The following is a 24,190-nucleotide window of genomic DNA, read 5'->3' as shown; positions in this document are numbered from 1 at the left end:
TAGGGAAATAAATTTGAACAATATGTCCGAAAATAAAACAGCATATATAACAGGAGGAACCAAAGGAATAGGATTGGGGATTGCAAAGATTTTGCTTGAAAACGGAATCTCAGTAGCATTTTCAGGAAGAAAAAGAGAAGATGTAATGAAAGCTGAAGAAGAGCTTAGGAAATATTCTGATAAAGTCTTAGGAATTGTTTCTGATGTGAGAAATCTTGAGAATGAAGCAGAGGCTGTGCAAAATATCGTTGAAAAGTTTGGGAGACTAGACTATGTAATCGCTAATGCCGGGTTGGGAATATTTAAACCCGTAGACGAATTGTCTGCCGAAGAATGGAATGATATGATAGAAACCAATCTTACAGGTGTGTTTTATACATTAAAAGCTTCCGTTGAAGAGTTAAAAAAGACAGAAGGGTATTATATTACCATTTCAAGTCTTGCAGGTGCTAATTTCTTTGAAAATGGTACAGGATATAATGCCTCAAAATTTGGAGTTGTCGGGTTTACCCAGGCTGCTATGATCGATTTAAGGAAATACAATATTAAATCTACTGTGATTATGCCGGGATCTGTAGCAACTTATTTTAATGGAAATGTACCCTCAGAAAAAGACAGCTGGAAGATTCAGCCTGAAGATATGGGGAATCTGATATTGGATATTTTAAAGATGAATCCGAGGGTTTTGCCTAGTAAAATAGAGTTTAGAGCAACACAGCCAGGTAAATAAGTACATCTAATGTATTGAATAATAATTTAATAAGTATTATGCATGCATAATATATTTTTTATTTATATTAGCAAAAATTAATTCAAACAAAATCTCTGCATAAAGTGTCATGATTTTATGCGTAAAAGAGAAAAAATAAAATAGTACACATGAAAATATTAGTTTGTATTAGTAGTGTTCCGGATACTACTTCCAAAATTAACTTTACAGCAGATAAGTCTGCTTTCGACAAAAACGGAATTCAGTGGGTGATCAATCCGCTAGATGAATTTGCGTTGACAAAAGCGGTTAAACTTCAGGAATCTCAGGGAGCGACAGTAACAGTAATCAACGTTGGGGATGCTGCTACAGAGCCTGTAATCAGAAAAGCTTTAGCAATTGGTGCTAATGATGCAATAAGAGTAAATCTTGATCCAAAAGATAGCTATTCTACAGCAAAAGAAATTGCTGCAGTAGCTCAAAACGGAGGATATGATTTGATCCTTTGTGGTAAAGAATCTATCGATTATAACGGTGGCTCTGTACCTGGAATGGTGGCTCAGTTATTGAACCAGCCTTTCGTAAATGCATCTGTAGGATTGGATGTAAACGGAAGCGAAGCCACTGCAGTAAGAGAAATCGAAGGTGGAAAAGAAACTATTTCAGTTAAGTTACCGGCAATTATTGCAGGTCAAAAAGGATTGGTAGATGAAAAAGACCTTATCATTCCAAACATGAGAGGAATTATGTCTGCAAGAACAAAGCCTTTGCAAGTAGTAGAGCCTACTTCTTCAGAAGTAAAAGTTCAGGGAGTATCTTATGACAGTGTTCCGCCAAGAGCAGCTGTGAAGATGGTTTCTCCGGATAATCTGGATGAATTGGTAAGATTACTTCACGAAGAAGCTAAAGTGATCTAATCTTTAAATTTTTCAATCTTTTAATTTTTAAATTTAAAAAAATGGCAGTATTCGTATACGCAGAAAATATAAACGGAGTTTACAAAAAAGCAGCTTTTGAAGCAGTTTCTTATGCTAAAGCAATTGCAGATAAAGCAGGAGATACCGTTACCGCAATCTCTGTAAACCCTACTGATTCTTCAGATTTATTATACAAATATGGAGCATCAAACGTTATCAACATCAAAGACGAAGGTCTTAAGAATTTCTCAGCAAAAGCATTTGCTCAAGCAGTAAATGAAGTAGCAAACGGAAATATCATTGTTTTCCCTCACACTACAGATGCTTCTTCAGTAGCTCCAATGTTGGCAATTATGAAGAATTATTCTTTAATTACCAACGCTTTAGAAGCTCCTGAAAGTCTTTCTCCTTTCCAGGTAAAAAGAAGAGCTTTCTCTGGAAAAGGGTTTATGCATGCAAAAGCAGAAGGAAACGGAGTAATTGTTACAGTTTCTCAAAATGCTTTCGGTGTTAAAGAAAACGCAGTATCAGGTTCTGAAGAAGTGAAAAACTTATCAGTAGCTAACGAGGATACTAAAGTAATTTCTCACGAACAAAGTTCAGGTAAATTAGATCTTAAAGAAGCTGAAGTAGTTGTTTCTGCAGGTAGAGGGATGAAAGGTCCTGAAAACTGGGGAATGATCGAAGACTTAGCGAATGTTTTAGGAGCAGCTACTGCTTGTTCTAAGCCGGTTTCTGACATCGGATGGAGACCTCACACAGAGCACGTAGGACAAACAGGTAAAGCAATTTCACCTAACCTTTATATCGCAGTTGGTATTTCTGGAGCCATTCAGCACTTAGCTGGGGTGAACTCTTCGAAAACTATCGTAGTAATCAATAGTGATCCTGAAGCACCTTTCTTCAAGTCTGCTGATTATGGAGTAGTAGGAGATGCTTTCCAGATTATTCCTGCATTAACAGAGAAAATTAAAGCAATTAAAGGATAAAATTCAATGTGAATAGTCAATTCGCTTCGCTTGTCAATTTTTAATTATTCACTTGCAAAGCAAAACTCATTATTGACTCATTGACAATCACATAACAATACAATAAAAGCTCGGCTTTCCGGGCTTTTATTTTTGTGTAAAAAAGTGAAATCACAATAAAAAATTAATCTATATTTGTAGCTATGGATTATAAGCAGCTAATTATTCGCGGAATATCGTACAGCCAGACCCAGTCGGGGGCGTACGCATTGTTACTGGAGCATGAGGAAACACACATAAAATTACCTGTTGTTATAGGAAATTTCGAAGCTCAATCTATCTCTCTTGGACTGGAAAAAGACATCCATCCACCGCGCCCACTTACCCACGACTTATTCTCAAAATTTATAGTTTCGGCCAATTATGAGTTGGTTTCTGTAATCATTTACCAGATTGTAGATGGGGTATTCTTCTCAAATATCAACTTTAAAAATAAAGAAACTGAGGAAGAACTGATCCTTGATGCGAGAACTTCTGATGCTGTCGCTATGGCAGTGCGATTTGATGCACCTATTTTTACCACACAACAAGTGCTGAATGAAGCCGGAATCTTATTAGAATTGGAAGATGTATCAAGAGAAGAACAAACCTTCTCAGAAACAGTACAGACTGAAGATAACCTAAAATCCCTTTCTATGGAGGAACTTCAGAAACTATTGGATGATGCCGTTAAAGAAGAAGACTATGATACTGCCCTTGAAATTCAGGAAGAAATCAAGAGGAGGAAAAAGAAAATTGATTAAAAAGAGATACTTTATATAAAAATGAATTTAAAATTACGACTGACCATCCTCAGTTTTCTCCAGTTTTTTGTGTGGGGAGCATGGCTGATTACGATGGCTAACTTCTGGTTTGGTACTAAACATTGGGACGGGACACAGTTTGGAGCTGTTTTTGGAACAATGGGAATTGCTTCGATTTTTATGCCAACCATTACTGGAATTATTGCAGACCGTTGGATAAATGCAGAACGAATATTTTCAGTATTACACATCCTTTATGGAGTTATGCTTTTCATACTGCCGCACTCTGCAGATCCTAATTCTTTCTTTTCGATAATGCTAGTTGCCATGTGTTTCTACATGCCTACCATTGCCCTTACCAATTCAATTTCCTATACCATCCTAAAGAATAATAACCTGGATGTAGTAAAAGACTTTCCACCAATCCGTGTGTGGGGTACCATAGGTTTTATTGTTGCCATGTGGATCACTAATCTTAGTGGAAATAAAGCAACAGAAGGACAGTTCTATATTGGAGGAGCAGTAGCTATATTCTTAGGAATCTACGCGCTTACTCTACCAAAATGCCCACCACAAAAACTAATTGATAAAGATTCTCCACTATCCGAGCAATTGGGATTAAATGCATTTAAGCTTTTCGGAAACTATAAAATGGCATTGTTCTTTTTATTTTCTATGCTTTTAGGAGCAGCTCTTCAGTTGACTAATGCTTATGGAGACGTATTTTTAAGTGAGTTTGCTCATTTTCCAAAATATGCGGACTCATTTGTTGTGCAGAGATCTACCATCATCATGTCAATCTCTCAGGTTTCTGAAACGTTGTTTATCCTGGCAATCCCTTTCTTTTTAAAGAAATTTGGGATCAAAAAAGTAATGTTAATGTCTATGTTAGCATGGGTATTAAGATTCGGTTTCTTTGCGTATGGAGTACCGGAAGGTTTCGGCTTATCTTTAATTATCCTTTCGTGTATTGTATACGGAATGGCGTTCGATTTCTTCAATATTTCAGGATCTCTTTTCGTAGAGACAACTACAGACAAGAAAATTCGTTCATCTGCACAAGGGTTATTTATGATGATGACGAATGGTTTTGGAGCTGTTTTCGGGAGTTATATTGCAGGTTGGGCGATTGATAAATTCTTTACCCATAAATTTACAACGGCTACAGATTTATCATCTTATTTAGAAACAACTCCAGATAACCCAACATTCCTGGAAATTTTAAAAAATAGCTTTAATGCGGTAGTAAACACAGATGGAACACTCTCTTCTGTAGTTATGGTAAAAGACTGGCATCAGATCTGGTTATCATTTGCGATCTATTCGTTAGTTTTAGCAATATTTTTTGCTGTGTTATTTAAGCATAAGCATAAACCTGAAGATGTCTCTTCAGTAAAACATTAATTGAGTTACTATTAACAATATAAAATTGCACTTTCATAACGGAAGTGCAATTTTTTTATTTCAGACCACGTCATAATTAAGCTAAACCGCTGCTAAGCATAAAAAGGGATTTGAAAATTATTAGAATGATTATATTGTGTTTTTAATTTGGTAATAAAATGTGATTATTTTTAAAGTATATTCAATGTTGAAAGTTTTTTATTGTGACTAATGATTGTTAGGGAGGTGAAATGAATGTTTGATAAGAGATGGTTTAAAAATGTGTTTTTTTTTGTATTTTGGCACTTTAGTAAATATGAAAAATATTCAGTTATTAGGATTGATATTAGTGGTTGTAGGAAGTTTTCTGCCTTTAGTACATGTACCCATTATAGGGAACTGGGATTATTGGAAACTGGATCACTATTTGGCTATTACATGTTGGATTCTTTCTGCGTGTGCAGTCTTTGGTATTGTTAATAGTAATGCAAAAATTGTGAGGCTTTTTGGAATTTTTCTTATTCTATTATTCGTACTCACTTTGGCAGCTGTTAAGCTACAGTCTTTAGAATACTTCAGTTTCTTACCTTTTAAATCATGGAGAGAAGCATTTGCAGGAATTGTGAAATTAAAATGGGGCTGGGTAGTGGAATTTTTAGGCGCTTTTCTAATGATTTTTGCAGTAAAAAATAAAAAAGTAAATCAACGAACTCAAATATAAAAAATGAACCTTTTAAAAGCATTTTCAGCGGGGATATTATTGTTGATGACCTCACAGGTCAAATCCCAGCAAACAGAACAAAAAAAGCCGGATAATCCGGTTAAATGTACCAACATAAAAGAAGGTAAATTCTTACGGATTAATTATCCTGAATCAATTTGGTATATGACCATTAAAGATAATGTTCAAACCGAATATTTTAACAACGGAAAAGACTATATCAAATCCACATTGGTTTTTGTTGATAACTGTAATTACAAATCAATTGTTATGGAGAAGTCGGATAAGAATGATCCAGCACAGATTGGAGACGTTTTCAATAATAAAGTGGTTGCTACTCAGGATAATATGCTGAAAGTAAATACAAAGATTGAAGGATCTGAATTTGACGTTGTATACATAAAGACAAAATAAATTTAATTATAAAAGTGAAGCTCAGGTTTCATTTTGGCTAAAATAAAAATTATATACATGAAAGAAGTATTCATTGTTTCCGCAGTAAGAACTCCTATGGGAAGTTTTATGGGAAGTTTATCAACAGTTCCGGCTACCAAACTTGGAGCTACAGCTGTAAAAGGAGCATTAGATAAAATTGGTCTAGATCCTGCAAACGTTCAGGAAATTTATATGGGAAATGTACTACAGGCAGGAGAAGGACAAGCGCCGGCTCGCCAGGTAGCACTAGGCGCAGGTCTTTCTATCAATACACCTTCCACTACAGTAAATAAAGTGTGTGCTTCAGGAATGAAGGCTGTAACTATGGCTGCACAGGCAATCAAAGCCGGTGATGCAGAAGTGATTGTTGCAGGAGGTATGGAAAATATGTCTTTAGTTCCTCACTATTATAACGCAAGAGTAGCTACCAAATTGGGAGATATCAAAATGCTTGATGGTATGGTGTTAGACGGTCTTACGGACGTTTATAACAAAGTACACATGGGAGTATGTGCGGAAAAATGTGCCGTTGATTACAACATTACAAGAGAAGATCAGGATAATTTCGCTATAGAATCTTATAAGAGATCAGCAAAAGCTTGGAGCGAAGGAAAATTCAATGACGAAATAGTCCCTGTTTCTATTCCTCAGAGAAAAGGAGAACCTGTAATTTTTGCTGAAGATGAAGAATACAAAGCAGTAAACTTCGACAGAATTACAACCCTTCCTACTGTTTTCAAAAAAGAAGAAGGTACAGTAACAGCAGCTAATGCATCCACATTGAATGACGGAGCATCTGCACTCATCCTTGTTTCTAAAGAAAAAATGGAAGAACTAGGATTGAAGCCTTTAGCAAAGATTGTATCTTATGCTGATGCTGCACAGGAGCCTGAAAACTTTACAACTGCTCCAGCTAAAGCATTACCTATCGCTCTTAAAAAAGCAGGATTAGAAGTATCAGATATCGATTTCTTCGAGTTTAATGAAGCGTTCTCTGTAGTAGGACTGGCTAACAATAAAATCTTAGGGTTAGATGCTTCTAAAGTAAACGTAAACGGTGGTGCGGTAGCATTAGGACATCCACTGGGAAGCTCTGGTTCAAGAATCATTGTTACATTAATCAATGTATTGAAACAAAATAATGCTAAATACGGTGCAGCAGCAATCTGTAACGGAGGTGGTGGTGCTTCTGCAATCGTAATTGAGAATATCTAATATTCTGTTTTAGAATATGTTACCATTAAGGAATGGATAATTTTTTTAAAATCTTATCCATTTCTTAATGGTTTTTCTATTTTTGTGCTACTAATATTTATTTGAAATGTCTGAAACTGAGAATCGACAACCCAACAACATAAAGAATAATCCAAAGATTATGAAAGCTTGGGCAGTATATGACTGGGCAAACTCTGTGTATTCCCTGGTTATTACTTCCACCATTTTCCCCATCTATTACTCAATCCTTACCACAGCGTATGAGAAAAAAGAATATGTGACGGAAACCAAAAAATGGATCGATGTCCCGGTGAGACATATGATCAAAATCTTTGGAAATGAATACCAACCGGATGCGGTATATGGATATTCACTCACGATATCATTCTTTATTGTAGTATTGCTGTCTCCATTTTTATCTTCATTGGCGGATACTATCGGAAATAAAAAATCATTCCTGCAATTTTTCTGTTACTTAGGAGCAACATCTTGTATGGGATTAGCGATGTTCACTGGGATGCATAATGTATTTCTTGGACTCTTATTCAGTATTACAGCCAGTGTAGGATTCTGGGGAAGTTTAGTATTCTATAACTCTTTCCTTCCGGACATTGCAACACCGGACAGACAAGATGCACTTTCTGCAAAAGGATATGTATATGGATATATTGGCTCTGTGGTTTTAGTGGTGTTGTGTTTAGTACTGATTCAGGTTTTTGCTAAAGGAGCGGCACAGCAGCTGTTATTTACAAGAATCAGCTTCCTGTTGACTGGAGCATGGTGGTTTGGGTTTTCTCAATATACCTTCAAGCACCTTCCTCAATTTGGAGATGTAAAAGATAAACTTCCTAAAGATCTTGTATTATTAAACTATAAAAATATCTTCAAAAAGCACGAAGAACAAGGCGGATTCTTTGAAGTCTTAAAAGATAACATGAGCTTTTACAAAGATATTGCCAAAGAAAGCTTTCATGAATTGTTTAAAGTAGGAGGCGAGCTATTCAAAGACAGAAATTTGAAGTTCTTTCTTTCAAGCTTCTTCTTCTACAGTGTTGGTATGCAGACCATTTTCCTTATGGCAACCTTATTTGGAAAAAGTGAGATCAATTTAGCTCAGGATAAACTTATCGGAACTCTTTTGGTGATCCAGATCGAAGCTATTATTGGAGCCGTAATCTTCTCAAGATTATCCAAAAGGATAGGAAACAAAAATGTTATTTCAATTGCTATCTTCCTATGGATCGTAGCTTGTTTATGGGCTTATTTCTTAAATAAAGAAAATCCAACCGTAGAATATCAGTTCTATGGAGTAGCAGCAGTAGTAGGATTGGTAATGGGAGGTCTTCAGGCAATGTCCAGATCTACTTATTCAAAGCTACTTCCGGAAAACTCTATGGAAAACACTACTTATTTCAGTTTCTATGATGTATTGGAAAAGATTGCTATCATCATTGGTACATTTATCTTTGCAACATTAATTGAGCATTTTAATAATATGCGAATTGCAGCCTTATCCATGACAATTTTCTTCGGAGCAGGATTGATATTGATCCGATTTCTGAAGGTGAAAATGAGAAAAAACAGAGAAACATTATAAAAAAGTAAAAGACGTTATTTTTAACGTCTTTTTTTATTTTTTAACTTAACATTAATGGGCACTAAAAATAAAAACGATCATCAAATAATACCGAAATTCTTCAGATTTGGAGTTTTATTTTGTATTTTTATATAAGAATATAGGGAAGCAGAATCAAAAAACTGATAATTCGGTCTAAGTTTTGCTTATATTCAGCGGAATAATTTTTAACTTTGCAAAAAGATTTATTGTCAATATGACCAACCCCTTATTTTATGCAAAAATAATTCTGTTTGGAGAATATGGAATGATTGAAGATTCCCAAGGGCTTGTAGTACCTTACAGCTTTTATAAAGGAACCTTAAAATTTTCAGACCTGGCTTCAGAATCTGAGCTTAATTCAAACAGATATCTGCAGAAATATTCAAACTTTCTTACAGAGCTTGATCTTTCTGATGATTTTACATTGGATATTGAAAGCTTCAAAAAAGATATTGCAAACGGCCTTTTCTTTGATTCCAATATTCCTCAGGGTTATGGAGTAGGAAGTTCAGGAGCTTTGGTGGCTGCTATTTTTGAAAAATATTCGGTGAGTAAACTGAATCCGGATAATATCTCCAAAGAAAATCTTAAAAAATTAAAAGCCGTTTTTGGTGAAATGGAAAGTTATTTCCATGGAAAAAGTTCAGGAATGGATCCTTTGATCTGTTACATGAACCTGCCTATTCTTATCGAAAATAAAGAAAACCTGGACAGAGTATCCATTCCTGATGGTGAAGAAGGAAAAGGAGCTATTTTCCTGATCGATTCCGGAATTACAGGAGAAACAGGGCCTATGATTCAAATCTTCTTTGAGAAAATGAAGACAGAAGGGTTCCGTAAAACTTTGAAAGAAGAATTTATCCGTTACAACAACGCTTGTATAGAAGCGTTCCTTAAAAAAGACATGAATCCTTTCTTTAGAAACCTTAAAAAGCTTTCTCACTGGGCGTATGAACATTTCCGTCCAATGATTCCTGAAAGCATTTTTAACATCTGGAAAAAAGGTCTGGACTCTAATGCTTATTACTTAAAACTTTGTGGAAGCGGCGGCGGCGGCTATATTTTAGGCTTTACTCAGGACTATGAAAAAGCAGAAAAAATGCTTGATGGTTTCCAAAAAGAGGTGATTTACAGATTTTAAACAGGTTGGAATGAATTCTGAAAAAGAAACTTTCCAATCCAAAAAATATATCTCAAAATCTCTATATTACAGATTTTCACAATTCGTGGGCTTTTTGCTCGGAGCACGTTTTTTTGTAGCTGCTCTTTTAACATTTGCCCTCTATGTCTCAACCTTTTTTCTATTTAATCAGGAAGAATCCTTCAGAAATTTTGTCTTTGATTTTAAAGTTCACGGCATTATTTTCTGTACCGTTCTGACTATTTTAGCAGGTGGAATTATCAATCAGTTCTATGATCTGGAAAAAGATCATATTGTAAAACCTTTCAGAACCAGAATTCAAAACTTTATCAAGCAGAAGTATTTTTTATACGCTTATCTGGGATTAAGTGTGATTTCTTTAGGTGTGGCCTGGATGATTTCCCATAATGTTTTCATCTTTTTTGTAGTATACCAGTTTTTTATGTGGTTTTACAGTCACAAATTAAGCAGGATATTAATCTTGAATAACCTCACCTTTGTAAGTCTTACCTTATATCCTTTCTTTGGAATGATGGTCTATTATGAAACCTTTTCCAAGAAGGTTTTTCTGATGGCTGTCTTTCTCTTTTTGATCCTATTGTGCATCGACATTGTAAAAGATACATTGACAAGAAGCGTTGATAAAACATTTGGATATATTACCATTCCCAATTATTTTAAAAGCAGAAATACAAAGCTCATCCTGATATCTTTACTCCTTATAACGATGGGAGTTTCGATGAAAATTATTGCCAAAACTGGAGTTTCCGGATTTATGGCGTATTATTTTGCAGGTGGACTATTTGTAATGATCTTGTGTATTTATCTTTTTTTAAATTCCACCCGAAAAAGTAACTTCCTTACATTGAATATATTACGTTTTTGGGTCTTTGTAGGAATTATAGCAATGCTTTTAAACGGAATTGAACATAAATTATAATAAAAATTCTTTAAATAAACTAAGGTTATTATTACCTTTGCGTAACTAAATTTAATAAATAGGAATGCCCATTTTTAATGATACTAAAGTTGCATTTGCAGATAAGACAGATGCACAGTTGAGAAAGGCTTACTGGATGTTTAAAATGATTGAACAGCCCGCTCTTACCAGCCTTGGAACATCCGTTCTTAATTTTACAGTACACAACAACTTCCCATTCGTTACCGGAATTGTAAAAAACACTTTGTTTGAACAGTTCTGTGGTGGAGAAACCCGTGAGGAAAGTATGAAGGTTGTAAAACAGCTTTTCAAGAGAGGAGTTGGAAGTATTTTCGATTATTCCATTGAAGGAAAAGAAGATGAAGCAACTTTTGATGCAGTATGTAAGGAGATTAAAGATATCGTAAGATTCTCTGTAGGAAATCCGGCGATTCCTTTTATCGTATTTAAGCCTACAGCATTTGGAAGAATTGATCTTTATGAAGCTGTTGGAAAAGGGGCAGAGCTTACGACCAGCCAGAAAGAAGAATGGGAGAGAGTGGTAAAAAGATTTGATGAAGTATGCGCTCTTTGCCATGAAAATGATAAAAAAGTAATGGTAGACGCTGAAGAAACCTGGATGCAGGATTCAGCAGACCAACTTTGTGAGGAGATGATGGAGAAATATAACCAGGAAAAACCAATCGTTTGGAACACCATTCAGATGTACAGAACGGGAAGATTGGAATATATGGAAGCACATCTTCAGAGAGCAAGAGAAAAGAACTATTTCATCGGTTATAAGATCGTTCGTGGAGCTTATATGGAGAAAGAAAGAGCCAGAGCAGCAGAAAAAGGTTATGCAGACCCAATTCAGCCTAGCAAAGATGCTTCAGATAAGAATTATAATGCAGGAATAGACTTTGTGATGAATCACCTGGATAAAGTATCAGCATTCTTTGGAACCCATAATGAAATTTCTTCTGAATTGATTATGGATAAAATGAAAGCCAAATCTTTAGAAAATGGCAATCCACATGTTTATTTTGGACAGCTTTACGGAATGAGTGATAATATTACCTTCTATCTGTCTGATAAAGGCTATAATGTGGCTAAATATCTTCCGTATGGGCCTGTAAAGGATGTTGTGCCATATCTTACGAGAAGAGCTCAGGAAAATACCTCTGTAGCCGGACAAACCGGAAGAGAGCTTGGACTGATCAAGAAAGAATTAGAAAGAAGAAAAAAATAATAATAAATTGTTATTCAAATAATGAAAAGACCCGCATATTCTGCGGGTCTTTTTATTTGAGTGGTTTTAATTGAATGATCATATTTATTAAAGATTTGATAATTTGAATAAAATATTCAACATTGGTAATTAAAGTATAATTTGTCTTTAATATTAATTATTTGTTAAAATAATTAAGTTTTTGTTGTTGATTTTATTTTTAATTTATATATTTGATTCAACTATAAAAAACTAGTACATGAAAAACTTTTCCTCTGCCACAATTCTATTCTAATGTGACAGAATCGATCCGGCTCTGAAGAAATCAAGCCCCAAAATAGATTCCTTATTATTCCCTGATATAGCATTTTAATGAGCCATGAAATGGAAGCTGTCTCATCGGAATTCTCATCAAAATTTAAAAACAAATAAAGCAAATAGCTTTAGTTTTCTTCTTCAAATATTTTTTAGCCTGACCAATTTCCTTGGTCAGGTTTTTTATGATTAGACCAATTTTCTATGATAAAAAGGCAATAAAATTAGTATGTATTTTTTCATAAATCGAGTAGAAAACAGAGGTTAAAAATCTGTATAATTTGTAAAATCAGTGAGCGAAAATCAGTACAATTTTGAAGAATATTTCATCAAATAATAAGGTAATAAAGTCTTATAATTATGCTGAATAGTTAGAAAAAACTCAATGAAATTGGTATACATTTTCTCGCAGATTGAGCAGAAAACATGGTGTAAAAATCTGCATAATTTGTGAAATCAGCGGGCTAAAATCAGTTTAATTCTGAAGAATATTTCATCAAATAATAAGGTAATGAAGTCGTATAATTATGCTGAATAGTTAGAAAAAACTCAATGAAATTGGTATACATTTTCTCGCTGATTGAGCAGAAAACATGGTGTAAAAATCTGCATAATTTGTGAAATCAGCGGGCTAAAATCCGTACAATTTTGCAGAATATTTCATCAAATAATAAGGTAATGAAGAAGTATAGTTATGCTGAATAGTTAGAAAAAACTCAATGAAATTGGTATATATTTTCTCGCAGATTGAGCAGAGAACATGGGGTAAAATCTGCATAATTTGCAAAATCAGCGAGCGAAAATCAGTACAATTTTGCAGAATATTTCATCAAATAATAAGGTAGTGAAGCAGTATAATTATGCTGAATAGTTAGAAAAAACTCAATGAAATTGGTATACATTTTCTCGCAGATTGAGCAGAAAACATGGGGTAAAAATCTGCATAATTTGCAAAATCAGCGAGCGAAAATCAGTACAATTTTGCAGAATATTTCATCAAATAATAAGGTAGTGAAGCAGTATAATTATGCTGAATAGTTAGGAAAAACTCAATGAAATTGGTATACATTTTCTCGCAGATTGAGCAGAGAACATGGGGTAAAATCTGCTTAATTTGAGAAATCAGTGAGAGAATATCTCTATAAATCATGATTGTCTAAAAGCTAAGGCTCAAAACTTTCGAATTTTCCGTTTTCGTAGAACAAAACAATACGTTTTATCTTATTGGTTTGATTTCCAATAACTTGACTGATTATTTCTTCTGGTGAAGGTTCTAATCGCTGAGAATCCAATATTTTTTCCGCGGCTTTATCCTTGGCAGATATAGCCGATTCTCCAGAAGCAGTTAGAGACAGTTCTGCTTCGGATTCATCTGCTCCAAATTCATCATCATCGTTCATCATGGTAAAAAGATCGGGTAGAGGAGTTGTTCGTACCGGATCATTTTCTGGCTGTTCTTCCGAAAACATTGTTTCCGGCAACTCCGTTTTTAGCATTTCCCCTTCACCAGTAACCAGCCAATCCCAAAGAAGTTCAGGGAAACGGGATTTTATTTTTATGATAAATTCTAATGATGGTTTATTTCTTCCGGATGTAATATGCGAAATTGAAGAACGCTGCACATCAATCTCATCTGCAAATTCAGATGGGGTAAGCTGGGAATACTCTATAACTTTTGAAATTCTTTCGTTTAAACTCATAAAAATAAGCCTTTAATTATGTTACAAATGTAACTTATATAATTTACAAAAGCAAAATACAAATGTAAATAATTTTAAATTTCATGAATATACAATTGTAACATGATTGTAATTAGTTGTTAAATAGACTATTATTATTAAATTACAAATGTACTTTATTATTGTAACCATTCAATATGTGTCATAATCATACTTCGATTTGTTGATTATTTTTCCATTAAATGTCTTAAAAAGGGGCTTAATAATGTAAATTAAGCCTTATAAAAGACTAGTATCGGCACTTTATTCTTTATTTTCTTCTATTTACAATATTAACCTTCCTTTGATACGAAAAGAGCCCGCTAAACTACCCAAAACATCATTATAAAGACATTTGAATGAGAATTATTGGATATACAACCGTAAATTACTAATGTAAAATACCTTTTATACTCACTTTTTTAGATAAATTTTTCTTCGAATTAATATTAATTTTTAACTAAGGTCTAAAAACTCTTTCCAAATCTCAATATATACTCTTTTCAAAAAGATTTTCATAAGTTTTCTGTTTTTACATTTGTATAAACCTATAAATAAACTCGTTTTACACATTTTATGTGTTTAAAAAAAATATGCATATTTGGCTTAAATACGACTGTTTATCACTTCAAGTATTGTTACAAATACTATTTAAATAAATTTCATAACTAATTGAATTTATGTAATTTAAATACATGGCGTTAAATTATTCGCAATCCACATTTTTATCAACAGACAATATGTCTGTAGGTGCTGTTTAACAATGTTACTTATGTTAATACCCTCACAACATCTAAATGTCAAATATTAACTTCTGTGAATTTAACTTTGTTTACAGAAATTACAAAAGTTTTTCAGGAATTTACGTTATTTACAAATGTTAATACTCACGGTGTGACTTAAAATGGCTAAATTTGATTCCAGTAAATTATTTTTCCCGCAATGAACTTTGAACAGATTTATTCTCAGACCCCCGATTTCTCAAATCGCTATATTTCCCCTGAAAAATTATTTTCTTACCTACAGGCGAATCTCAGCGATTATATTCAGGTGATCGGAACATCTTATTTAGAGAAACCGATTTATCAGGTAAGCATCGGAACCGGAAACATTCAGGTATTAGCCTGGTCTCAAATGCACGGTAATGAATCTAATGCTACCCATGCAATGCTTGATCTTTTAACAAGCCTTGATAAAGCTCCTGAAATGAAGGATGACTTATTCAGTAAAATAAGACTGGATTTTATTTTTATGCTGAATCCTGACGGATCTGAAAAATGGACAAGGCTTAATGCCGTTGATATTGATCTCAACCGAGATTTCCATAATGAGGCTAGTAAGGAAATTAAATTTCTGAAAAATGCAGCGGCATCCAAGAAGTATGATTATGCATTAAACCTTCATGAGCAGAGAACCATTTTTACAACAGACGGTATTCATCCGGCTACTCTTTCTTTTTTAGCTCCTTCTGAAAATGTAGAACGTACCGTTACTGAAAACAGAAAAAAATGCATGGCAGTTATCGGAAGTATTTATACCCATTTAAAGGAAATGATCCCAAATCAGATCGGAAGATATTCTGATGAATTTTACCCTACCTCTACAGGCGATAATTTTATAAAAGCGGGAATGCCTACGATACTATTTGAAGGAGGACATTTTGTAGACGACTATACAAGAAAAGGAACCAGAAAGTATTATACGATTGCCTTGTATTATGCTCTAAAAGCTATCAGTGAATTGAACTCAGATACTACAGGCTGGGAAACGTATTTGGACATTCCGGAAAATAAAGAAACCCACTATGATATTATCTATAGAAATGTAAGACTGAATACAGAACACGAATGTATTTTAGATATTGCCGTTCAGTATAGAGAATTGAAAGAGGACGGAAAAGATGAGATCTCTTTTGTTCCTTTTGTGATGGAAGCAGGTGATGTGAAAAAAAGAAAAGGGTGGAGGGAAATAGATTGTACAGGAAAGAAATTCATTTCTGCTACTAAATATCCGAAGCTGGATTCAGTAGTGGATTTTACAATAGAAGATTAACAAATTCGGCAGCCCAAAGGGCTGCCGAATTTTATTTTTATATTTTTCTACAATAGAAAATCGGATCAATAATATAGTAGGAGAATTACAGTTTAAATCCTTGGAAATGGCAAAATACGGATTATCTTTTCCTTAATTTTTTAAATTTGTGTAATCTGCAAAATCTACTAGAGAATTTGATATTTTCTTCAATTAGAAAAAAAACTTAGTTTACTACTTTAATTCCGCTTGCCAGGAATCTGATTTCTTCCTTAGGTTGTGTAATGGCATCAATTTCTGATTGTGGTTTCTTAGCATCTTCAGCATAATGTTTTTGCTCATCTACAGAAATTACTTTTCTTTCCGCATTTCCTTCCAGAACTACATTTTTACCTTTCAAAGCTGTGGGAACAAAGAAGGCATAATCCTTCATTTTTACAAAAAACTGCGAGTTATCATCGGTTTGAATAGTCAGCCAGCATCCTTTTTTCTCGCATACATCGGTTACTTTTCCTTTAATAGCTACGTTTTCCAGCTTTTTATTTTCCTTTTTAAGCTTTTTACCCAGTTTGTCTACTGTAATGGCTTTAGATTCTGTATTGACAGCCACTCCGGCTCCATACGTATCACCTACAAGAGCATTTCCTGCGGGTGGTGAAAATTTCTTTTGTGAAGTTTCTTGAGCAAAAGCCAGTGAAGAAGCACTTACAGCCACAGCAAATAATATAGCTTTGAATTTCATGTTTAATATTTTTTTCAAAAATACTAATTAATATTGAATCATAAATCGATAAAAATTAATAATAAACAAGTGCTTGTGTAAATTTTTAATAAAATTCAAAATGAAAGGTAGATTTGTTTATATTTGACCTCTATACTTGACTATGCAGAAAAAACTGAAACTATGGGATGCTATTATGCTTGTAATGGGATCTATGATCGGAAGTGGAATTTTTATCGTAAGCGCTGATATGATGCGTAATCTGGGCTCCGGCTACTGGCTGATTGTGGTCTGGATTATAACAGGAATAATGACTGTGGCCGCAGCGATAAGCTATGGTGAACTTTCTGCCCTGTTTCCAAAGGCTGGTGGTCAATATACCTATCTGAAAGAAATCTTCGGGAGAAGAATGGGCTTTTTGTATGGTTGGGGATTATTTACTGTAATACAAACAGGAACAATTGCAGCTGTAGCAATGGCTTTTGGTAAATTTACAGCATATCTTGTACCATCACTTAATGATGCAGCACCTATTTTTCAAAGTGGGGAATTTAAGATTACATGGATACAAATTTTAGCTATTGCAGTGATTCTTTTACTTACTTATATTAATACAAGAGGAGTTGAAAGCGGCAAATTTTTACAGAATATATTTACAGGATCTAAAATTTTAGCTTTATTAGGGCTGATTGCTGCGGGATTTATCCTGGTGGATTTCTCCCATTTATCCGAAAATTTTAGTCTTGGAATGGATTCTTTTAATAATCTGAAAAAGGATCTGAGTGGAAATTTTCTTAAAGAAGGCTGGGAACCTATTAGCGGAATGACTTTAATGGGAGGTATTGCAGCTGCAATGGTAGGTTCTGTTTTCAGTTCTGTAGCTTGGGAAAGTGTGACTTTTGTTTCCGGAGAGATTGAAAATCCAAAGAGAAATGTAGTAAAATCAATGATTTACGGAACTTCTGCCGTAATGATTTTGTATATAGCCGTTAATTTTGTGTATTTAAATGCATTAGACAGAGATAGTATTGCTTTTGCCACTAATGATAGAGTTGCTGTATCAGCCTCACAGAATATTTTTGGGAGTGCAGGAACAGTTATCATAGCTTTGTTGGTGATGATTTCAACTTTTGGATGTGATAATGGATTGATATTAGCCGGAGCAAGGGTATTTCAAACAATGGCAAAAGACGGAATGTTTTTTAAATCAGCTGAAAAGAATAATAAAAATGAAGTACCGGAAAATGCATTATGGATGCAAGGAATCTGGGCTTCTTTATTATGTTTGAGCGGGCAGTATGGAAATTTGTTGGATATGATTTCATTTGTCATCGTTCTGTTCTATATGATTACGGTTTTCGGAGTTATTTATTTAAGAATTAAACAACCCGGTTTGGAAAGACCTTACAAAACATGGTTGTATCCCGTGACACCAATTATATACCTTATCATAGGAACAGTTTTCTGTATCTTATTATTAATATACAAACAACAATACACATGGCCGGGATTTTTACTGGTACTATTGGGACTTCCGGTATACTATTTCATCAATAGGAGAAAAGCAGATCAATAGATTAACATTATATATAATAGTTTTAGGGCTTTCAATTCAGTTTGAAGGCCCTTACTTTTGAATAATATTTTAATTTATTATGGTAATTATTTAGTGAAAATGTGTATTTTGGTATTCCGTTTTTAAATAAGCGGAACCATGAAGTAAAAAACAAGAAGTTATGGATACACCAAATTACAGAATGCCCTTTGTACCGTCTACATTAATGACAGAAGGGGGAAGTATCGATACCTGCGATATGGGAGAAAGTATTGCTCACAATATTATGCTGCTGATCACAACTAAAAAAGGAGAGAACAGATACGATGAAAACTATGGAAACGATGTTTGGAACCTTGAATTTGATAATGGAGTGACCAGTGCCATTTGGGAAAACGTTTTCGTTAAAAGTCTAAGAAGGCAGATTCAGGAATATGAACCAAGAATTGTACAGCCGCAGATCGATGCCCATATTCAATTTGTAGAACACAGTTACGATACCAAAGAACACACAGAAATCAAAAAGAAAGTAAGAATTGCCATCAATGCCAAGATGGAGGAAACAGGAGAACGTTTCAGTTTTTCAACCGAATTATTCCTGAGCCCAATGTCTATTGATTAATATTTTTAACAGAGAAAAAAAATTATGAACCTAGATCAAAATATTTATTCCAAAGAATCTGTAAAAGCAAGAATGCTTCAGAATGCAACTAAAGTATGGGGCTTAAAAAGTCCGCAGTCTTTAGATCCATTTGTTAAACTATTGATTGATGCATTCAGTACAGAAGTTTTTAAAGCGAATAATGAAATACAAACAGTAAATGCCCGAATTCTTGAAAAACTAGCAAAGCTGTTAACACCTTCTATTTATACTCATCCTATTCCGGCTCATGCGGTGGCTTTTACGCAGCCTTATGATTCTACTGAAGTTTTGTTGGAGCACACAGAATTTTTCTTTCGCAAGCAAATGACTTCTACTGTAAAATCGGAATCCGATAAGCAGCTTAATATTCCTTTTACTCCGGTAGGGAATGTTAGAATTAATAAAGTTCACACTTCAGTAATGTTTGTAGGAAATACCTGCTACAGTATTGATGATCGATTCAATAAAATTCCTATTGCAAGATTTAACGGAAGACCTGAGGATTACAGAAAGATCACAGTAGGAGTAGATGTGAGTAAATATGTAAGCGAATATTTTCCGAAATACATGAGCATATTCTGCTCTAATCCAGCTTTTGAACATCTGGATTTTGTATACAAACTATTACCTTATATTACTGTTTCGAGTAACGGAAATCCTTTGTTTGTAAGAGAGGGATTGAGCTATCTTTCAGAGACTACTCCGGATGGTTATGAGCAAATGTTCAAAGAACAGTCTATCCGCAATAAAGTAATTGAAGATATTAAAAGTATCTATCGCCATAAATTCATTGAAATCACAGGTCTTTCTAATAGCTTGTTTTCAGAACCGGGACAACTTCCGCAGAACCTTGATTTTCTTGCAGGAAAAGAAGAGATTGTAAAATATCTGGATAATAAGCGCTATTTATGGCTTACATTTGAATTTCCACCACAATTCTCAGCAGAGATCCTTGATAATTTCTCATTTGTACTGAATGCCTTCCCAATCTATAACAGAGGTTGGAAGAAAACAGAGTACAGTCTTGATATTATGGGAAATAACATTCCTTTAGTAACAGACGAAGGTGAACATTTTTTATATGTAGATGATGTACAGGATGGAGACGGAAGAAAATATACTGAAATCCCATTTACTCCGGCTGATGACCTTAAAAAAGGATTGTATACTGTAAGAAAAGGAGGAATGGAACGCTTCACCAGCAGAAATGCTGTGGATATGATTGCCAATGTCCTGGAACTGACAAGAGACGAGATTGCTGCATTTTCACTTTTAAACAGAGATAATGTAAAAGGTGTGCTTAGCGAAATGTCGGACAAGATGAAATCTATGGTACAGAAAGTAAACAATGCCAAGAGAAACATCAGACAGGAACTGAACTATGTCATCATGGAACCTGTAGAAAAAACAGACCATACGTATGCCTCTTTCTGGATCACCCATTGTACCCTTGCCAATCACATGCGCCCCGGAACGGAACTTTCTAATCAGCTGAAATCTCAGACGGTAGTATTGCTTACAGAAACGTTAGGCGGTGCTGAAGAACAAAAAGGAACAGATAGTATTCAGGCTTATAAATATGCATTAACGACAAGAGATAAAATTATCTCCCTTGAAGATGTTAAAAACTATTGCCGAATGATCCTGAAAGATGAATTGAGAGAAGTAAGGGTAAGAAGAGGAACAATGATCAGTAACAAACCTAAAGAAGGTTTCGTAAGAACCGTTGAGGTAGAAATTGTTCCGCAAAATTATTCCTTCTATGGAAGAGCATATTGGGAGAATATGGCCAATATCACCAGAAACCAGATTATCGCTAAAGCAATAGACGGGATTGAATATCTGGTAAAAGTAACTAATGAAGATGTCGAATTCCAGGACATGTAAAATCTGGAAATTAAAATATAAAAATATGAAGAAGATTATTGTACTTGCAATGGCTCTGTCTTTAACCGCTACAGTAGTAAGCTGTGGTAAAGATGCCGGAAAACTAGGAAATACAGTTTTAAACATGGGAAGTGAGGCAGATGCGAATGCTATTATTGATTTTAATAACAACTTTATAGATTCTTATAAAAGCACATCTAAACATATTGAGAGAATCTTAAAATATGCAGATGCATCAGTAGCTAAATCAAAAGGTGAAAATGTATTGATTATGCCTATTACTTTGACTTCTATGGATTATTCTTTTTCAAAAATTAAAGAAATTCCATCAGGGTTTGATAAAGAAAAGACTGCTATTGAAAAAGAATTCAATATTTATAAGACTAAAAAGGAAAATATTGATAAAAAAATCGAAGAACTGAAGTCTTATATGACCTCGGAAGATTATAAAGATGATAAAGGAGCTAAAGCTGAAGCCATCAGAAAAGAAATTGAAGCAGAAGCCAGCGCTTTTTATGTAGCCGGAGAAAATATCATGACCAAGATTAAACCTGCTACAGATGCAGCAGAAGAGGTTATTTTAAAAGATCATCCCATGAAAGAGTATATTATCTCTTCCAAAAACGTGATGAATTCTATGGATTCTGTGATTGATCTTTTAGGAAAACAATATTCAGGACAATTCAACGAAGCGGAAGCTCAGAAAAAGTATGATGAATTTGCCAAAGCGGTAGAAGCCAATGCCAAGCTAAACTTTGATGTGAAAGATCAGCAGTATTCTTATAAAAAGTCGCAATTTGAAAGTTTCAATAAAAATGCTTCTAACTTTTTGGATCTCTACAGAAAACTGATCCGTGATGCCAAAGAGAAAGGAAAAATTCAGGATAGCGATATTAATCAGATCGATTCTTCTTATGAAAGTGTGCTTGGAGCATACAACTCTTTTGTTAAATAATTTTTTGATTCGTTGTAAAAAACGACCCTCATTTTCACTCTATAAAGTGCCCTAGAAATAGGGCATTTTTTATGCTCATTATGGGTATAAGGATTCTAAATTTATTTTTAATCGTGTAATCTACTGAAGTACAAATGTCTACGCGTGATTTAAATCGTTATAATGAGAATTATGAAAAAACGAAATAGAATAATATAAAACTCTATGAAAAAATCATTATAATTTTACTATATTAAAATGAAGTAGGGCTTCAGGTCTTATTTGTAGCCCCCGAAAACTTGTAGAACTTACAGACCATATAATTTGCGGGATAAAATAAGCCCTTGTACTTATTGAGTAGTATTAACCAACCAAAATTATTTATTATGAAAGTAAAGGAAACATTAAAATTTTCCAAAGAAACCTAATTCTTTTGGATAAGACCGCTAAAAAAACAATTGTAGGGGAAGGTAATGCTGTTCCAACGCTTACTCTTAAAGGGGAAGGGACTTGTAGGTGTTAATAAGGCATATTCTTCCTGAAGGTTTATAGAATTAACTGACCAAAATATGATTTAAAATTACTCTAATAACACCAAATATGAAATCACAAGTTCCTCATCTTGAGTATCCTTTTGTACTTAAAACCAGCCCACATGTGAGGCTCATTGAACATTTTGTTCAGGAAGAAATCGAAAAATTCGATTGTTTTTCACCATCCCTTAAAGAAACCTATAAAAGTTCTCATTTTGGAACTTTAACTGCGGACATTTTTCCGAATATTAATCTGGAAAGCATTGCTCCTGTAAGTAGGTTTATAATTCTTATATTTTGTTTTGATGACTTTTGTGATCAACTTTCTTTACATGAATTAAAAAAGGCATGTCAGAAAGTCATTGATATCCTTTCGGGAGTTTCATCTGAAGAAAATGATATTGAAATTTTTAAACAATTTGAGAACATGAGAAATGAGTTCTACTCAATAGTAAACCCATTTTGGATGGATAGATTTATTAATAGCTGCCAAACATGGTTTGAAGGAATGTGCTTAGAATATGAATATAATAATGAAGATACTGCAAGATATCCTTCCTTTGAAGAATATCAATATATTCGTGAAAAAATATTTGGAGGTGAAGCAATATGTACTGTGGTAGAGGTGATTGCTAATTTTCTTATTCCGGACGAGATCATTTCACATCCTTATATTAAACAGCTTCGTCGATTAGTTGGTTCAATGGGAGCATGCTATAATGATATTCATTCTGTAGAACGGGAACTAGAGAAAATGGAATCGATGAATTTGGTGTTGGTTGTTCAAAATGAAAGAAATTGCTCTCTTGAAGAGGCCCGTGAGGTAGCGGTTAAAATTCATAATAATGACTTGGCTCAATTTCTACGGTTGAGGCAAAATCTGCCAGATTTTGGGGTTTATAATGAAGAGGTTAACAGGTATGTTCTTAATCTTGAGTTCTTATTGAAAGGGCAGGACGTATGGTATCATAAGATTACAAAAAGATACTGTAAAGATAAAATCTAGTAATAATATTACACTAAATTTTTACAATAAACTTGTGTAACCCTTTTTAATAGTCTTATTAAGATAAAATTCTTAGAAAATCAACATTTAAAAAATCTCAGTTTAAATATTTTAACCAAAATGCATCTACTTTTTAGGTTTGTACAAGAAGCTGATCCGTGATGCTAAAGAGAAAGGAAAAATTCAGGATAGCGATATTAATCAGATCGATTCTTCTTATGAATGTGTGCTTGGAGCGTACAACTCTTTTGTTAAATAATTTTTTGATTCGTTGTAAAAAACGACGCTCATTTTCACTCTATAAAGTACTCTAGAAATAGGGCACTTTTTTATGCTTATCATACATTTATAATGATATTAAATTTATTTTTAATTGTGTAATATGCTGTAGTACAAATGCCTACGTGTGATTTGAATCTCTATAATGGGAATTATGAAACAACAAAATTGAATGATATAAAATTTTTTAAAAAAATCATTATAATTTTACTATATCAAAATGAAACAAGGGAATAAACGAATAATAGTATAGACTATCTAACTAAAATGATAAAAAATTGTAAACTATAAAGCTTTGTGTACCGTGCTGCTTTTGTTTACAAGATCTTTAAATCTACTCTCTGTTTTGCCATAAAGATTTTGGATCTCTATTCATAGATTTGATCATATTGGCAATTCATTTCAGGATAGAATGGATTAAAAATTTTAAAATACTTGTGCACAGTATAGAGCAGCTGATGATGCTTTTTTGTCTCTTCCACACAAACTTGCTGTAGGCAGTTGCTTC

The 24,190-nt window shown here is 33.9% G+C and carries 20 protein-coding genes; 18 read left to right on the top strand and 2 right to left on the bottom strand.

Annotated features, from left to right (window positions below; all coding sequences use genetic code 11):
• Nucleotides 1–22 precede the first annotated feature (22 nt).
• From GTR01_RS07575 to GTR01_RS07520, 12 genes are all read left to right on the top strand, one after another.
• Nucleotides 23–730, top strand: coding sequence for an SDR family oxidoreductase (locus tag GTR01_RS07575; RefSeq protein ID WP_160137259.1), 708 nt, complete (start codon nt 23–25; stop codon nt 728–730).
• A gap of 149 nt (nt 731–879) precedes the next feature.
• Complete coding sequence (locus GTR01_RS07570) at nt 880–1,626, top strand: electron transfer flavoprotein subunit beta/FixA family protein (protein WP_160137258.1); 747 nt, start codon at nt 880–882, stop codon at nt 1,624–1,626.
• A gap of 41 nt (nt 1,627–1,667) precedes the next feature.
• Nucleotides 1,668–2,615 (top strand): electron transfer flavoprotein subunit alpha/FixB family protein, encoded by a 948-nt coding sequence (locus GTR01_RS07565; protein WP_160137257.1) that lies wholly within the window; start codon nt 1,668–1,670, stop codon nt 2,613–2,615.
• 182 nt (nt 2,616–2,797) lie between these two features.
• Nucleotides 2,798–3,397 carry a bifunctional nuclease family protein gene (locus GTR01_RS07560; RefSeq protein ID WP_160137256.1) on the top strand — a complete coding sequence of 200 codons (600 nt, stop codon included), beginning with the start codon at nt 2,798–2,800 and terminating at the stop codon, nt 3,395–3,397.
• Nucleotides 3,398–3,418: 21 nt separating this feature from the next.
• A complete protein-coding gene (locus tag GTR01_RS07555; protein ID WP_160137255.1) occupies nt 3,419–4,801 on the top strand; it encodes a nucleoside permease in 1,383 nt (460 codons plus the stop codon).
• Nucleotides 4,802–5,096: 295 nt separating this feature from the next.
• Nucleotides 5,097–5,501: a hypothetical protein gene (locus GTR01_RS07550; RefSeq protein ID WP_160137254.1), complete on the top strand. Its 405-nt coding sequence runs from the start codon at nt 5,097–5,099 to the stop codon at nt 5,499–5,501.
• A gap of 3 nt (nt 5,502–5,504) precedes the next feature.
• Nucleotides 5,505–5,915 carry a hypothetical protein gene (locus tag GTR01_RS07545; protein WP_160137253.1) on the top strand — a complete coding sequence of 137 codons (411 nt, stop codon included), beginning with the start codon at nt 5,505–5,507 and terminating at the stop codon, nt 5,913–5,915.
• Nucleotides 5,916–5,972: 57 nt separating this feature from the next.
• Nucleotides 5,973–7,151 (top strand): acetyl-CoA C-acyltransferase, encoded by a 1,179-nt coding sequence (locus tag GTR01_RS07540; RefSeq protein WP_160137252.1) that lies wholly within the window; start codon nt 5,973–5,975, stop codon nt 7,149–7,151.
• Between the two features lie 106 nt (nt 7,152–7,257).
• Nucleotides 7,258–8,748 carry an MFS transporter gene (locus tag GTR01_RS07535; RefSeq protein ID WP_160137251.1) on the top strand — a complete coding sequence of 497 codons (1,491 nt, stop codon included), beginning with the start codon at nt 7,258–7,260 and terminating at the stop codon, nt 8,746–8,748.
• Nucleotides 8,749–8,983: 235 nt separating this feature from the next.
• Entirely contained in the window at nt 8,984–9,910 is a 927-nt protein-coding gene (locus GTR01_RS07530) for a mevalonate kinase (protein WP_160137250.1), read from the top strand.
• Nucleotides 9,911–9,920: 10 nt separating this feature from the next.
• Nucleotides 9,921–10,850, top strand: a complete 930-nt coding sequence (locus tag GTR01_RS07525) for a UbiA family prenyltransferase (RefSeq protein WP_160137249.1) — start codon at nt 9,921–9,923, stop codon at nt 10,848–10,850.
• Nucleotides 10,851–10,914: 64 nt separating this feature from the next.
• Nucleotides 10,915–12,081, top strand: a complete 1,167-nt coding sequence (locus tag GTR01_RS07520) for a proline dehydrogenase family protein (RefSeq protein WP_160137248.1) — start codon at nt 10,915–10,917, stop codon at nt 12,079–12,081.
• 1,457 nt (nt 12,082–13,538) lie between these two features.
• On the opposite strand, the gene GTR01_RS07515 is transcribed toward GTR01_RS07520, so the two are convergent.
• The gene (locus tag GTR01_RS07515) at nt 13,539–14,075 is read right to left on the bottom strand and encodes a helix-turn-helix domain-containing protein (RefSeq protein ID WP_160137247.1); all 537 of its coding nucleotides are present in this window, start codon (nt 14,073–14,075) and stop codon (nt 13,539–13,541) included.
• Nucleotides 14,076–15,035: 960 nt separating this feature from the next.
• Between GTR01_RS07515 and GTR01_RS07510 the strand changes: the two genes are divergently transcribed.
• Nucleotides 15,036–16,145 carry a M14 family zinc carboxypeptidase gene (locus GTR01_RS07510; RefSeq protein ID WP_160137246.1) on the top strand — a complete coding sequence of 370 codons (1,110 nt, stop codon included), beginning with the start codon at nt 15,036–15,038 and terminating at the stop codon, nt 16,143–16,145.
• 205 nt (nt 16,146–16,350) lie between these two features.
• Here the strand turns inward: GTR01_RS07510 and GTR01_RS07505 are convergent, their stop codons facing one another.
• Entirely contained in the window at nt 16,351–16,866 is a 516-nt protein-coding gene (locus GTR01_RS07505) for a DUF4920 domain-containing protein (protein ID WP_160137245.1), read from the bottom strand.
• Nucleotides 16,867–17,008: 142 nt separating this feature from the next.
• Here GTR01_RS07505 and GTR01_RS07500 point away from each other — a divergent pair, with 142 nt between their 5' ends.
• From GTR01_RS07500 to GTR01_RS07480, 5 genes are all read left to right on the top strand, one after another.
• Nucleotides 17,009–18,421: an APC family permease gene (locus GTR01_RS07500; RefSeq protein WP_160137244.1), complete on the top strand. Its 1,413-nt coding sequence runs from the start codon at nt 17,009–17,011 to the stop codon at nt 18,419–18,421.
• Nucleotides 18,422–18,581: 160 nt separating this feature from the next.
• Nucleotides 18,582–19,022 carry a GPW/gp25 family protein gene (locus tag GTR01_RS07495; protein ID WP_160137243.1) on the top strand — a complete coding sequence of 147 codons (441 nt, stop codon included), beginning with the start codon at nt 18,582–18,584 and terminating at the stop codon, nt 19,020–19,022.
• A 24-nt stretch (nt 19,023–19,046) separates the two neighbouring features.
• The gene (locus GTR01_RS07490) at nt 19,047–20,930 is read left to right on the top strand and encodes a type VI secretion system baseplate subunit TssF (RefSeq protein WP_160137242.1); all 1,884 of its coding nucleotides are present in this window, start codon (nt 19,047–19,049) and stop codon (nt 20,928–20,930) included.
• A 25-nt stretch (nt 20,931–20,955) separates the two neighbouring features.
• The gene (locus tag GTR01_RS07485; RefSeq protein WP_160137241.1) at nt 20,956–21,885 is read left to right on the top strand and encodes a DUF3829 domain-containing protein; all 930 of its coding nucleotides are present in this window, start codon (nt 20,956–20,958) and stop codon (nt 21,883–21,885) included.
• A 579-nt stretch (nt 21,886–22,464) separates the two neighbouring features.
• Nucleotides 22,465–23,403 (top strand): terpene synthase family protein, encoded by a 939-nt coding sequence (locus GTR01_RS07480; RefSeq protein WP_160137240.1) that lies wholly within the window; start codon nt 22,465–22,467, stop codon nt 23,401–23,403.
• Nucleotides 23,404–24,190: the final 787 nt, after the last annotated feature.

Source organism: Chryseobacterium sp. c4a (assembly GCF_009900745.1).
Classification (GTDB): Bacteria; Bacteroidota; Bacteroidia; order Flavobacteriales; family Weeksellaceae; genus Chryseobacterium.
This window is presented reverse-complemented; position numbering and strand designations above follow the sequence as displayed.

What these genes read in the sequence shown, in the direction of transcription:
- GTR01_RS07575 (WP_160137259.1), top strand. Translation starts at nt 23, where the DNA reads ATGTCCGAAAATAAAACAGCATATATAACAGGAGGAACCAAAGGAATA.
- GTR01_RS07570 (WP_160137258.1), top strand. Translation starts at nt 880, where the DNA reads ATGAAAATATTAGTTTGTATTAGTAGTGTTCCGGATACTACTTCCAAA.
- GTR01_RS07565 (WP_160137257.1), top strand. Translation starts at nt 1,668, where the DNA reads ATGGCAGTATTCGTATACGCAGAAAATATAAACGGAGTTTACAAAAAA.
- GTR01_RS07560 (WP_160137256.1), top strand. Translation starts at nt 2,798, where the DNA reads ATGGATTATAAGCAGCTAATTATTCGCGGAATATCGTACAGCCAGACC.
- GTR01_RS07555 (WP_160137255.1), top strand. Translation starts at nt 3,419, where the DNA reads ATGAATTTAAAATTACGACTGACCATCCTCAGTTTTCTCCAGTTTTTT.
- GTR01_RS07550 (WP_160137254.1), top strand. Translation starts at nt 5,097, where the DNA reads ATGAAAAATATTCAGTTATTAGGATTGATATTAGTGGTTGTAGGAAGT.
- GTR01_RS07545 (WP_160137253.1), top strand. Translation starts at nt 5,505, where the DNA reads ATGAACCTTTTAAAAGCATTTTCAGCGGGGATATTATTGTTGATGACC.
- GTR01_RS07540 (WP_160137252.1), top strand. Translation starts at nt 5,973, where the DNA reads ATGAAAGAAGTATTCATTGTTTCCGCAGTAAGAACTCCTATGGGAAGT.
- GTR01_RS07535 (WP_160137251.1), top strand. Translation starts at nt 7,258, where the DNA reads ATGTCTGAAACTGAGAATCGACAACCCAACAACATAAAGAATAATCCA.
- GTR01_RS07530 (WP_160137250.1), top strand. Translation starts at nt 8,984, where the DNA reads ATGACCAACCCCTTATTTTATGCAAAAATAATTCTGTTTGGAGAATAT.
- GTR01_RS07525 (WP_160137249.1), top strand. Translation starts at nt 9,921, where the DNA reads ATGAATTCTGAAAAAGAAACTTTCCAATCCAAAAAATATATCTCAAAA.
- GTR01_RS07520 (WP_160137248.1), top strand. Translation starts at nt 10,915, where the DNA reads ATGCCCATTTTTAATGATACTAAAGTTGCATTTGCAGATAAGACAGAT.
- GTR01_RS07515 (WP_160137247.1), bottom strand. Translation starts at nt 14,075, where the DNA reads ATGAGTTTAAACGAAAGAATTTCAAAAGTTATAGAGTATTCCCAGCTT.
- GTR01_RS07510 (WP_160137246.1), top strand. Translation starts at nt 15,036, where the DNA reads ATGAACTTTGAACAGATTTATTCTCAGACCCCCGATTTCTCAAATCGC.
- GTR01_RS07505 (WP_160137245.1), bottom strand. Translation starts at nt 16,866, where the DNA reads ATGAAATTCAAAGCTATATTATTTGCTGTGGCTGTAAGTGCTTCTTCA.
- GTR01_RS07500 (WP_160137244.1), top strand. Translation starts at nt 17,009, where the DNA reads ATGCAGAAAAAACTGAAACTATGGGATGCTATTATGCTTGTAATGGGA.
- GTR01_RS07495 (WP_160137243.1), top strand. Translation starts at nt 18,582, where the DNA reads ATGGATACACCAAATTACAGAATGCCCTTTGTACCGTCTACATTAATG.
- GTR01_RS07490 (WP_160137242.1), top strand. Translation starts at nt 19,047, where the DNA reads ATGAACCTAGATCAAAATATTTATTCCAAAGAATCTGTAAAAGCAAGA.
- GTR01_RS07485 (WP_160137241.1), top strand. Translation starts at nt 20,956, where the DNA reads ATGAAGAAGATTATTGTACTTGCAATGGCTCTGTCTTTAACCGCTACA.
- GTR01_RS07480 (WP_160137240.1), top strand. Translation starts at nt 22,465, where the DNA reads ATGAAATCACAAGTTCCTCATCTTGAGTATCCTTTTGTACTTAAAACC.